The 11368-nt window shown below is 73.9% G+C and carries 10 protein-coding genes; 5 read left to right on the top strand and 5 right to left on the bottom strand.

The window, feature by feature from the left end:
• A partial coding sequence (locus tag ACE3O1_RS12445; protein WP_374315492.1) for a galactokinase family protein occupies positions 1-288 on the bottom strand: 288 nt, incomplete at its 3' end.
• Positions 285-1454: a galactose-1-phosphate uridylyltransferase gene (gene galT / locus ACE3O1_RS12440; protein ID WP_374315500.1), complete on the bottom strand. Its 1170-nt coding sequence runs from the start codon at positions 1452-1454 to the stop codon at positions 285-287. The genes galT and ACE3O1_RS12445, both read right to left, overlap by 4 nt.
• A 119-nt stretch (positions 1455-1573) precedes the next feature.
• Between galT and ACE3O1_RS12435 the strand changes: the two genes are divergently transcribed.
• Positions 1574-2551, top strand: coding sequence for a LacI family DNA-binding transcriptional regulator (locus tag ACE3O1_RS12435; protein ID WP_374315498.1), 978 nt, complete (start codon positions 1574-1576; stop codon positions 2549-2551).
• Between the two features lie 122 nt (positions 2552-2673).
• On the opposite strand, the gene ACE3O1_RS12430 is transcribed toward ACE3O1_RS12435, so the two are convergent.
• Positions 2674-3696 (bottom strand): LacI family DNA-binding transcriptional regulator, encoded by a 1023-nt coding sequence (locus ACE3O1_RS12430; protein WP_374315496.1) that lies wholly within the window; start codon positions 3694-3696, stop codon positions 2674-2676.
• 145 nt (positions 3697-3841) lie between these two features.
• Positions 3842-5479, bottom strand: coding sequence for a phosphoglucomutase (alpha-D-glucose-1,6-bisphosphate-dependent) (gene pgm, locus ACE3O1_RS12425; RefSeq protein ID WP_374315490.1), 1638 nt, complete (start codon positions 5477-5479; stop codon positions 3842-3844).
• Between the two features lie 262 nt (positions 5480-5741).
• On the opposite strand from pgm, the gene pheA reads away from it, so the two are divergent.
• The 4 genes from pheA to ACE3O1_RS12405 all read left to right on the top strand — a co-directional run bounded on the left by pheA (position 5742) and on the right by ACE3O1_RS12405 (position 9994).
• Positions 5742-6680 (top strand): prephenate dehydratase, encoded by a 939-nt coding sequence (gene pheA, locus ACE3O1_RS12420; protein WP_374315494.1) that lies wholly within the window; start codon positions 5742-5744, stop codon positions 6678-6680.
• A complete protein-coding gene (locus tag ACE3O1_RS12415) occupies positions 6677-7117 on the top strand; it encodes a pyridoxamine 5'-phosphate oxidase family protein (RefSeq protein WP_374315488.1) in 441 nt (146 codons plus the stop codon). Before pheA ends, ACE3O1_RS12415 begins: the two co-directional genes overlap by 4 nt.
• Positions 7118-7161: 44 nt before the next feature.
• Positions 7162-8811, top strand: coding sequence for a LuxR C-terminal-related transcriptional regulator (locus ACE3O1_RS12410; protein ID WP_374315486.1), 1650 nt, complete (start codon positions 7162-7164; stop codon positions 8809-8811).
• Positions 8812-8896: 85 nt separating this feature from the next.
• The gene (locus ACE3O1_RS12405) at positions 8897-9994 is read left to right on the top strand and encodes a cyclopropane-fatty-acyl-phospholipid synthase family protein (protein ID WP_374315484.1); all 1098 of its coding nucleotides are present in this window, start codon (positions 8897-8899) and stop codon (positions 9992-9994) included.
• A gap of 87 nt (positions 9995-10081) precedes the next feature.
• On the opposite strand, the gene ACE3O1_RS12400 is transcribed toward ACE3O1_RS12405, so the two are convergent.
• Positions 10082-11140 (bottom strand): LLM class flavin-dependent oxidoreductase, encoded by a 1059-nt coding sequence (locus tag ACE3O1_RS12400; protein WP_374315482.1) that lies wholly within the window; start codon positions 11138-11140, stop codon positions 10082-10084.
• Between the last annotated feature and the right edge of the window lie 228 nt (positions 11141-11368).

Below are 11368 nucleotides of genomic sequence, written 5' to 3'. Positions count from 1 at the left end.
CTCCGCGATCTCGTCGCGCCGAGCCGGGAAGTACGCGTCGAGCTCGGCGAGGGGCAGCTCGACCACGCCGTCGGCGAAGGTCGAGGCGACCCGGATGACGCCGTCCTCGCGCAGGCCGAGCGCGACGTGGGTGCGGTGCTCGATCGCGAACGGCAGCACGAAGCCGTCGTTGTAGTCGGTGTGCTCGCCGATGAGGTTGGCGCGGCCCGGTGCGGACCAGGTGCCGATCGGCTCGGTCCCGAACCGCTCGGCGAAGAGCGCGCGCGCCGCCGCGGCCGCCAAGGTCACGCCGTCACCTCGGGGATGCTCTCGACCGCCGCGCGCAGGCGGGCCGCGACATCCTCGGGCGGCACGTCGCCGATCCAGGCTCCCATCGCGGCCTCGGAGCCGGCCAGGAACTTGAGCTTGTCGGCGGCGCGACGCGGCGAGGTCAGCTGGAGGTGCAGACGCGCGGTGTCGCGGCCGCGGTGCACGGGCGCCTGGTGCCAGGCGGCGATGTAGGGCGTGGGGCTGTCGTACAGGGCGTCGACTCCGCGGAGGAGGCGCAGGTAGAGCGGGGCGAGCTCGTCGCGCTCGGCATCCGTCGTCTCGGCGAGGTCGGCGACGTGCCGGTGGGGGAGCAGGTGGACTTCGAGCGGCCAGCGCGCGGCGAACGGCACGAACGCGGTCCAGTGCTCGCCGGTGAGGATGACGCGGTCCGACGCCTGCTCGAAGGCGAGAACCCGCTCGAACAGGTCGTCGCCCTCGCGCTCGATGGACGCGAGCAGCCCGGTCGTGCGGGGCGTGATGTAGGGGTACGCATAGATCTGGCCGTGCGGATGGGGGAGCGTCACGCCGATCGCCTCGCCGCGGTTCTCGAACGGGAAGACCTGCTCGACGCCGGTAAGAGCGGACAGCGCGGCCGTGCGATCCGCCCACGCCTCGATCACGGTGCGCGCGCGGGTGACCGTCTGCGTGCCGAAGGAGCCGGAGTGCTCCGGGCTGAAGCACACGACCTCGCACCGGCCGATCGAGGTGCGGGTGCGGCCGAGGCCGGCGGCGTCGAGATCGGCGAGGTCGTGCGGGGCATCCACTCCCTCGGGCGCGGAGCCGTGCACGGATGCCAGCGCGGGGCCGAAAGAGGGCGACTTGTTCTCGAACACCGCGACGTCGTACAGCGACGGGATCTCGGACGGGTTCGCCGGCGTCTGCGGGGCGAGCGGGTCGAGGTGCGCCGGCGGCAGGAACGCGCGGTTCTGACGCGCGGCGGCGACCGAGATCCAGTCGCCGGTGAGCACGTCGCGGCGCATCGTCGCGGTCTCCGGGCGCGGCGCGAGGTCGCGCGCATCGGCGGCACGCTCGGCGCCGAGCGTCGTGCCGGGGTCGTCGTAGTAGATCAGCTCGCGACCGTCGGCGAGGCGGGTCGGCCGCTTGACGACGCCCGCGCCGAGAATCGCCGCGGGACCGTTCTCCATCGTGTTCACGTCAACACGGTACCAACCAGGCCATGGTAACGTCAACATCCGACGGATCTGAGGAGTTCTGCAGCACCGCCGGCGGCCACGAAGGAGGCGACATGGAACGACGGGTGTCGATGGCCGACGTCGCCGCCGTCGCCGGCGTCTCGGGTCAGACCGTCTCGAGGGTCGTCAACGACAGCCCGCGGGTCGATCCCGCGACCCGCTCCCGCGTCGAGGCGGCGATGGCCGAGCTCGGCTACCGCCCGCACCGGGCCGCGCGCGCCCTGCGCACCGGCCGGACCCAGACGATCGGCCTCGTCGTGTCGACGCTCGCGACGGTGGGGAACTCCCGGATGCTGCAGGCGGTGGCGGATGCCGCGGCCGCCCGGGGCTATGCGCTCACGGTCGTCACGCTCGGCGCCGCGCCCGACGTCGCCTCGGCGTACGAACGGCTGACGGAGCAGGGCGTGGACGGAGCAGTCGTGCTCAACGAGGCCACCGCGGCTGCACGCGGGACGGCGCCGCCGAGGGGGCTCCGCCTGGTCGTCGTCGACGCGCCGCCCGACACGCAGGGAGCCGGTGTCGTGCAGTCCGACCATGCCGGGGGCGCGCGGGTGGCGACAGCGCACCTGCTCGGGCTCGGACACGACACGGTGCATCACCTCGCCGGACCCGCCGACTCGTTCGCCGCGGCAGAGCGCGAGCGAGGGTGGCGCGAAGCGCTCGCCGCTGCCGGGCGGCCGGCACCGGGACTCGTCCGGGGCGATTGGACCGCGGCATCCGCCCACTCCGCCGCCGCCCGGCTCGTGGCCGACACGTCGGTCACCGCGGTGTTCGCGGCCAACGACCAGTCCGCGCTCGGCACGATCCGTGCGTTCTCCGACGCCGGGCGCTCGGTCCCGGCGGACGTGTCGGTCGTGGGCTTCGACGACGTCGCCGACGCGGCCCACTACCGCCCCCCGCTGACGACGGTGCGCCAGGACTTCGACCGCCTCGGCGAGCTCGCCGTGGAGGCTCTCGTGGCCGGCATCGAGGACGGCTCCGCGGGTTTCCACGCCGTGCCGACCTCGCTCGTCGTCCGGGAGAGCACCGCCCCGCCGCCTGCCGGCTGACGGGATCGGTCGGCGCCGGGCGGACGCGGGCCCCCCCCCGGGCGCCACCGCGGGGCGCGCGGGACGCCCCCGGGGGCGGGGGCCCCCCCCGCCCCGCCGGGCTCGCCTCGGCGGGGCTCGCGTCAGGCCCGGGGCGGCGTGCTCCCGCGCACCACCACCTCGACCGGAAGGGTCGGTCCGGCCACCCACTCCGCGTCGGCGACGGCCCGCACGGCGCGGGCGCCGAGCTCCTCGAGCGGCACCCGCACGGTCGTGAGCCCCGGGGCGACGTCGCGGGCGAGGGGAATGTCGTCGAAGCCCGCGACGGCGACATCCGCGCCGACCTGGCGGCCCGCCTCGCGGAGCGCCGCCATCACGCCGATCGCGACGACGTCGCGCACCCCGACCACGACCGTGCCCGGCGCCAGCCCCTCACCCAGCAGCGCGGTGGCCGCGGCATGGCCTGCGTCGCGCGAGATCCCGGCGCGGCGCACCTCGGCCACGCGCCCGCCGTGCCGCGCGAAGCCCGCCGTGAACCCGGCGACGCGATCGTCGAAGGTGTGGATGCCCTCGTCCGCTGCGACGACCACGGCATCGCGATATCCGAGGCGGGCGAGCTCCTCGCCGAGGGCCGAAGCGCCGCCGCGATCGTCCGTGCTCACGGACCTCAGGCCGGAAGCGCCACGACCCAGCACGACGACCCGGCCGCCGATCTGCGCGAGAGCGTCGAGCTCGGGACGCAGAGCCGCGGCATCCTCCCCCTCCGCTCGGGATGCTGCGAGGATCAGCCCGCGGGGACGCTGGCCGCGCAGCGCGCGGACGACGCGCACCTCGCGCGCCGGATCCCGCCCGGTGACCGCGACGGTCACGACCAGGCCGGTCTCTTCGGCGGCGCGGGTCACGCCGGCGGCCAGCTGTCCGAACCCCGGGTCGGCGACGTCGGCGACCACGAGCGCGACGACCGCGGACGTGCCGCGCGCCGTCGCCTGGGCGGAGAGGTTGGCGGTGTAGCCGAGGATCTCGGCTGCGGCCTCGACCCGCACACGGTAGCTGTCGGCCACCTTGCGGGTCGATCCGTTGAGCACGCGAGAGGCCGTTGCCAGGGAGACACCGGCTTCGCGTGCGACGTCATGCAGTGTTGCTGCGCCTCGGGCAGGCGCGGGCATCTCGCTCACGGCCGAATTCTAGGCCCCGGACGGCCGCTCGGTCAGGGGCGGATCTCCCTAGGGGACCTCGGCCGCACGCTTTCCCGGCACTCCCGGGCTGTGCTCTCGGCAACCAGCGGAGCCCGGGCCCGGAGCCGGCGGGGGCTCAGCCGAGGGCGGCGGAGACGACGGCGCGGGCCTCGGCCTGCACCTCGGCGAGGTGCTCGGGACCCCGGAGCGACTCGGCGTAGAGCTTGTACACGTCCTCCGTGCCGGACGGGCGTGCCGCGAACCAGGCGTGCTCGGTCTGCACCTTGAGCCCGCCGATCGCCGCGCCGTTGCCGGGCGCGTGGGACAGCTTCGCCGTGATCTGCTCACCGGCGAGCTCGGTCGCCGTCACGGCATCCGGCGCGAGCTTGCCGAGCGCGGCCTTCTGGGCCGGCGTGGCCGGGGCATCCACCCGCTGGTAGGCCGACGACCCGAACTGCTGCTCGAGCTCGGCATAGCGCTGCGAGGGCGTCTTGCCGGTGACCGCGAGGATCTCGGCCGCTAGGAGGCACAGCAGGATGCCGTCCTTGTCGGTGGTCCACACGGTGCCGTCCTTGCGCAGGAACGATGCCCCGGCGGACTCCTCGCCGCCGAAGGCGACGGACCCGTCCAGCAGGCCCGGCACGAACCACTTGAAGCCGACCGGCACCTCCAGCAGCGGGCGGCCGAGCGACGCGGCGACCCGGTCGATGATCATCGACGAGACGAGGGTCTTACCCACCGCGGCATCCGTGGGCCACTCCGGCCGGTGCGCGTAGAGGTAGTCGATCGCGACCGCGAGGTAGTGATTCGGGTTCATGAGCCCCGCGTCGGGGGTGACGATGCCGTGGCGGTCGGCGTCGGCGTCGTTGCCCGTGAGGATGTCGTACTCGTCGCGCCGGGCGACGAGGCTCGCCATCGCCGACGGGGACGACGGATCCATCCGGATCTTCTCGTCCCAGTCGAGCGTCATGAACTTCCACGTGGGGTCGACGTCGGGGTTCACCACCGTGAGGTCGAGTCCGTGCACCTCGGCGATCAGCGCCCAGTACTCCACCGAAGCGCCGCCCAGCGGGTCGGCGCCGATCCGGACCCCGGCACTGCGGATCGCCTCGACGTCGATGATGCTCGCGAGGTCGCGCACGTAGGCGTCGCGGAAGTCGTAGTCACCGAGCGCGTCGCCGTCGAGGTCCTTGAAGGGGGTGCGGGCGACGCCTTCGAGCCCCGCCGCGATGAGCTCGTTCGCGCGGTTCGCGATCCAGCCGGTGGCGTCGGTGTCGGCCGGCCCGCCGTTGGGCGGGTTGTACTTGAAGCCGCCGTCGCGCGGCGGGTTGTGGCTCGGCGTCACGACGATGCCGTCCGCGCGACCCGGGTCCGCGGCATCCCGTCCCCGGTTGTAGGTGAGGATCGCGTGGCTGAGCGCCGGCGTGGGCACCCAGGAGTCACGCGAGTCGACCCGCACGTCGACGCCGTTCGCCACGAGCACCTCGATCGCGCTGCGCTCAGCGGGAAGGGACAGCCCGTGCGTGTCGCGGCCGAGGAACAGCGGCCCCTCGATGCCCTGCGAACGCCGGTAGTCGACGATCGCCTGCGTCGTGGCGAGGATGTGCGTCTCGTTGAAGCTCGCCGAGAGGGACGAGCCGCGGTGGCCGCTGGTGCCGAACGCGACGCGCTGCTCGGGCACGGACGGGTCCGGCACGAGGTCGTAGTAGGCGGCGATCAGGTCATCGATGTCGATGAGGTCGGATGCTTCGGCGGGCTGTCCTGCGCGACTCATGGCTCCAGTCTGCCTCGTCGCGGGGGTCCGTGTCGTGGGATTGACTCCGGATGTCGCCGCCCGGCGTTCGGCCGGCGGGGCCGGACGGGCGCCGTAACTCCTCAGATTCCGACCGGATCCCCGCAATTCCGGGGACGGCAGCCCCTCGGACCGCCGAATCTGAGGAGTTGCGTCCGGGGCTAGGCTGGCACCCGTGACTTCCGAGGCGCCCGAGACCGCGGCATCCGAGACCGCGGCATCCGAGACCGCGGCATCCGTCCCCGTGCGGCGCACCTACAGCTTCCTGGGCCCCGCCGGCACCTTCACGGAGGCCGCTCTGGCCCAGGTGCCCGAGGCGCGCGGCCACGAGTGGCGTCCGGTGCGCAACGTCGGGGAGGCGCTCGCCGATGTCGTCGAGGGCCGCTCGGATGCCGCGATGATCGCGATCGAGAACTCCGTCGACGGCGGGGTGTCGACGGCGCAGGACGCTCTCGCCACGGTGCCCGGCCTGCGGATCGTCGGCGAGTACCTCGTGCCGGTCGAGTTCGTGCTCGTCGGGCGCCCCGGCGCGAAGCTCGACGACGTCTCGCTCGTCGCCGCCCACCCGGTGGCGTACGCACAGTGCCTGCAGTGGCTGTCCCAGACGCTTCCCGCCCACGCCCACGTCCCCGCGGCCAGCAACGTCGCCAGCGCGATGGGGCTGATCGACGGATCCAGCGACGCGGATGCCGCGATCGCCCCGCCGGGGATCCTCGAGCATCACGAGCTCGAGCTGCTCGCCTCCGCGATCGGCGACAACCCCAACGCCGTGACGCGGTTCGTGCTGGTGAGCCGCACGGTCGCGCCGCCGCCGCCGACCGGAGCCGACAAGACCTCGCTCATCGCCGAGTTGCCCGACGACCACCCCGGCGCCCTGCTCGAGATGCTCGAGCAGTTCGCCACCCGCGGCATCAACCTCTCGCTGCTGGCCTCGCGCCCGATCGGCGACGCGCTCGGCCGCTACCGGTTCGTCATCGACGCCGACGGGCACATCTCGGACGAGCGCATGGCCGACGCCCTCCTCGGACTTCGTCGCTTCAGCCCGCAGGTGGTGTTCCTGGGCTCGTATCCGCGCGCCGACCGCGCCGTCGTGCACTACCCCGAGCGCTACTCGGACGACGTGTTCGTCGAGGCCCGCGACTGGCTGCGCGGCCTCCTCAGCGGCGAGCCGGACGAGGCGTGACCGCGCCGTTCGCGTTCGACCCCTCGAACGAGGTGCACGCGCGCACGCTCGCGCGGCTCGATGCCGAGCAGGTCGCGTGGATCGGCACCACCGGGCGCGACGGCTATCCGCACGCGGTTCCGGTCTGGTTCCTCTGGCTCGGCGACCGCGCGGTCGTGCTCAGTGAGCCCCGCACCGCGAAGGTGCGCAACCTGGAGGCAGACCCCAAGGTGCTGCTGCACCTCGAGGCGGGCGCTGACGGCGAGCAGCTGGCGGTGCTCCGCGGGGTCGCCGCTCTGACCCCGAATGGCGGCCCCGCGTGGGCAGAGCGCATCGGCGACGCCTACGGCGCCAAGTACGACGAGTGGATGCTGCGCCTCGGCCTCACGACCGAGACGATGTTCGCGCGCTACAGCACCGTCATCGAGATCGTTCCGGTGTCGCTGATCGCCTGGTAGCCGCGCGACCCGGTGGAGCCGGGCGGACCGCAGTACCCTGAAGCATGCTCGATCCCGCGGGCACCGTCGAGGCCGGACGCCGGGCGTACGCCGCGTCCGACTGGGCGGGCGCGCTCGCGCAGTTCTCGGCGGCGCGGGCGGATCGCGCACTCGACCCCGAGGACGTCGAGGCGATGGCGCGCGCGGCGTGGTGGCTCGGACGCGTGCCCGAGTCGCTCGCTCTCGCCGAGGAGGCCTTCCGGGGTTTCTGCGACGTCGATCGCCAGGCCGACGCGGCGATGAGCGCGTTGCAGCTGTGCCTGCTCTGGGTCACGCGCGGAGACCTCACGATCGGGAACGCGTGGATGCATCGGGCGCGCCGGATCCTCGCCGACCTCGACCCCGGTCCGGTGCATGCGTACCTGTCGTACCTCGACGCGATGATCGCGATGATGGAGGGTGACCCGCTGCGGTGGGACGACGAGATCCGGCGGCTGACCGACCTCGCCCGCCGTTTCCCCGAGCCTGCGGTGGAGTGCCTCGCCCTGGTCGTCCGCGGGCTGGCCGAGCTGCGGCGCGCGCAGTCCTCGCAGGGCTTCGCACTGCTCGACGAGGCCATGCTGCCGGTGCTGGCGGGGCGCCTGCCCGCCGAGTGGGCGGGTGATGTCTACTGCACCGTCATCCACGTGTGCCACGAGCTCGCCGACTTCCGGCGCATGGAGGACTGGACCCGCGCGACCGAGCAGTGGTGCCACCAGTTCGGCAACGAGGCCATCTACACCGGCATCTGCCGCGTGCATCGCATCGAGCTGCGCAGCGTCCGCGGCGAGTGGACCGACGCGGAGGAGTCGATCCGGCGCGAGTGCGCCGACCTCGCCGGCGGGAATCCGTGGGTGGCCGGCGAGGGGTTCTACCAGCTCGGCGAGCTGCGCCGCTGGCGGGGCGACGCCGACGGCGCGCGGGAGGCGTACGAGATGGCCCGCACGTCGGGCATCGATCCGCAGCCCGGCGCCGCCCTCCTGCTCCTCGAGCACGGCGAGACCGTCGCGGCGCGCGCGGCGCTCGAGGCCTCCCTCGCCGGACGCGACGCCGTCGCCCGGGTCCGGCTCCTGCGCGCGATGGTCGAGGTGACGCTCGCGTGCGCCGACCTGCCCGCCGCGCAGGCGGCCGCGGAGGAGCTCCGCACGGCGGCGACCCGGTTCGGAAGCGCCGGCTTCGCGGCCTGGTCGGCCCACGCCGACGGGATGCTCGCCCTTGCCGCCGACGATCCGATCTCGGCGCTGACGGCGCTGCGTCGCGCCGAGACGTCGTTCCGCGCCGATCGCCAGCCCCACGAGCTCGCGCGGGTCCTGCTGCTCCAGGGCCGGGCCTTCGAAAGCGTGGGGGATGCCGCATCCTCCGCCTCCGCGATGGCGCAGGGCCGCGACATCCTGAGCCGACTGGGGGCGCGCGTCGACGAACCGCGGGCGTCCGAGATCGACGGACCCCTCACGAGGCGCGAGCGGGAGGTGCTCGCGCTGGTCGCCGAGGGAGCGGGCAACCGGGAGGTGGCGCGCCGGCTGTTCATCAGCGAGAAGACGGTGGGGCGTCACCTCGCCAACGTGTACCTCAAGATCGGCGTCGGCACGCGCACCGCCGCCGCGGCGTGGTGGCACGCCCAGGGGCGCGGCGCTGGTGCGGGTGATGCAGATCCGCCTGCGCCCGGATCTGCATGATTCGCCCGATTCGGCGCCCCCTCGCCCGCTTCTAGCGTCGACGGTAGGAGCCCGCATGGGCCCGGATTCACCGAAGGAGCACCCCATGACCACCGCCCTCGCCGACACGGTCGGCGCTACCACCGCAGCCGCCGAGGCGTTCGCCGAGCGGATGTTCGCGTCCGCGCTCGGCGCCATCGACATGATGGCCGTCTACGTCGGCGACCGTCTCGGCTGGTACCGCAGCCTCGCGGAGCACGGTCCCTCGACCGTCGCCGAGCTGGCCTCCCGCACCGGAACGCAGCCGCGCTACGCGCGCGAATGGCTCGAGCAGCAGGCCGTGACCGGCGTGCTGGACCTCGAGGACGGCGGCGCGCCGGAGGGCCGCCGCTATTCGCTGGCCGCGGGAGCCGCCGAAGTGCTCACCGATACGCAGAGCCTCAACTACCTCGCGCCGCTGTCGCGGTTCTTCGCCGCCACCGGCGCGGTGATGCCGGAGCTTCTCGACGCCTACCGCCGGGGCGGCGGCGTCAGCTGGGAACGACTCGGCGCGGATGCGCGCGAGGCGCAGGCCGACCTCAACCGACCCTGGTTCGACCTGCTTCCGCAGGCGTTCGAGAGCATTCCCGCCGTGCAGTCCGTGCTCTCGCGGCCGGGGGCCCGCATCGCCGACGTCGGCAGCGGGGCGGGCTGGTCCGCCATCGCCCTGGCCCAGGCGCACCCCGGGCTGCGGGTCGACGGCTTCGACATCGACGAGCCCTCGATCGCGCTCGCGCGCGCCAATGCCGAGGAGGCCGGCGTTGCAGACCGGGTGACGTTCCACAACGCCGACGGCGACGGGCTCGAGCACTACGGCCCGTTCGACGCGGCCTTCGCCTTCGAGTGCATCCACGACATGCCGCGTCCGATGGACGTGCTCGCCGCGATGAGGCTCGCGGTGCCGGACGGCCCGGTCGTCGTGATGGACGAGGCCGTGGGCGAGGAGCTCGTCGCCCCGGGGGACGACCTCGAGCGCCTGATGTACGGGTTCAGCCTGTTCTGCTGCCTTCCCGACGGCCTGTCGCATCAGCCGAGCGTCGGGACGGGGACCGTCATGCGACCCGGAACGTTCCGCGACTACGCCCGCGCCGCGGGCTTCGCCGACGTCGACGTCCTGCCCATCGAGGACTTCGGCTTCTTCCGCTTCTACTCGCTCACGCGCTGAGCGGGTCGCGCGGGGCAAGGTCCGGTCTGGTCGACCTCGCCGGGCCGGCGCCCGGCCGGGGCGGCCGATCTGGCCGGGCGCGGGGGGCTACAGCCCGAGCTCGGCCGCGAGGAGCTCGAGCGTCTGCTCGCGGCCGGGCGCGGCATCCATCGGCTCTGCCTCGTAGCTGCCCGCGATCGGCGAGATCATGACCTCCTCGACCCCGTGCGTCGCCGCGAAGTCGCGCAGGCCCGCGGCGACCGCATCGGGCGTGCCGACGAACCAGTTCGCCCGGGCCGAGGCCATGAAAGAGTCGCCGAGCCCGTCGAAGTCCGCCGCGTGGGCGATGGAGTGCTCGACGGTCTCGAGCGCCACGAGCGGCCGGTTGGTGCGCAGGCGCGCGGTCATCCGCAGGTTCGGGAGGGCGCGCTCGTCGGCCTCCCGCTCGGTGGGAGCGGCGAGCACGTTCGCGGTCAGGAACGTGCGCGGCTCGGGATGCGCCTCGCTCGGCTGGTACGCCGTGCGGTAGAGGTCGAGCGCCCGTTCGAGCCCCTGGCCGGAGAAGTGGTTCGCGAAGACGTAGGGCAGTCCGACGGCGGCAGCCAGCTGCGCCGAGTAGTCGCTGGAGCCCAGCAGCCAGACCTCCGGAACGGTCGCCGCGGCGGGCGTCGCATGGACGTCGTAGGTGCCGCCCGACGTGAACCGCACGGATGCGCCCTCGGGCGAGACGAGTGACACGATGTCGCGCACGTGGTCGGGGAATCGCTCGACGTCGCTCGTCGTGCCGCTCTGGCGCAGCAGCTGCGTGATGACCGGATCCGATCCGGGCGCGCGGCCGAGGCCGAGGTCGATGCGTCCGGGAGCGAGCGCCTCGAGTGCGGCGAACTGCTCGGCGACGACGAGCGGCGAGTGGTTCGGCAGCATGACGCCGCCCGAGCCCAGGCGGATCCGCGACGTGCGGGCCGCCGCGGCCGCCGCGAGCACGGGCGGCGTCGTCGAGGCGACGGCCGGCATGTTGTGGTGCTCGGCGAACCAGTACCGGCGGAACCCGAGCGCGTCTGCCCGGGCGACGAGGGCGAGGGATGCCGCCACCGCCTGCGCGCTGGTCTGCCCGGCGCGCACCGGCACGAGGTCGAGGACGGACAGGGCCGGGTTCGCAGTGCTCATCCCCGGGTGCAACCCGCCGGGGCGGTCCGGCTATTCCGCCCGGGTTCGCGCGCCGCGCCCGGCGCCCCGCGCCCGGCGCTCGGGCGCCCCGCGCATAACTCCTGCACTTTGCGGCGCCGCCGAGTGGCGATGCCCGAGTTTCCGGGCGTCGCGCCGCCGGGGGCCGCGAGACTGCAGGAGTTATGCGCCCGGGGGAGGGGGCGGCGACGGAGGCCGCGGCCCCGCGAC

Source organism: Microbacterium sp. (assembly GCF_041909575.1).
Taxonomy (GTDB): Bacteria; Actinomycetota; Actinomycetes; order Actinomycetales; family Microbacteriaceae; genus Microbacterium.
Note: the sequence above shows the minus strand (reverse complement) of the source record. Positions and strands in the feature narration are given on the sequence as shown.

Coding starts and splice junctions, on each gene's coding strand:
- galT (WP_374315500.1), bottom strand. CDS start 1,454: ATGGAGAACGGTCCCGCGGCGATTCTCGGCGCGGGCGTCGTCAAGCGG.
- ACE3O1_RS12435 (WP_374315498.1), top strand. CDS start 1,574: ATGGCCGACGTCGCCGCCGTCGCCGGCGTCTCGGGTCAGACCGTCTCG.
- ACE3O1_RS12430 (WP_374315496.1), bottom strand. CDS start 3,696: ATGCCCGCGCCTGCCCGAGGCGCAGCAACACTGCATGACGTCGCACGC.
- pgm (WP_374315490.1), bottom strand. CDS start 5,479: ATGAGTCGCGCAGGACAGCCCGCCGAAGCATCCGACCTCATCGACATC.
- ACE3O1_RS12410 (WP_374315486.1), top strand. CDS start 7,162: ATGCTCGATCCCGCGGGCACCGTCGAGGCCGGACGCCGGGCGTACGCC.
- ACE3O1_RS12405 (WP_374315484.1), top strand. CDS start 8,897: ATGACCACCGCCCTCGCCGACACGGTCGGCGCTACCACCGCAGCCGCC.
- ACE3O1_RS12400 (WP_374315482.1), bottom strand. CDS start 11,140: ATGAGCACTGCGAACCCGGCCCTGTCCGTCCTCGACCTCGTGCCGGTG.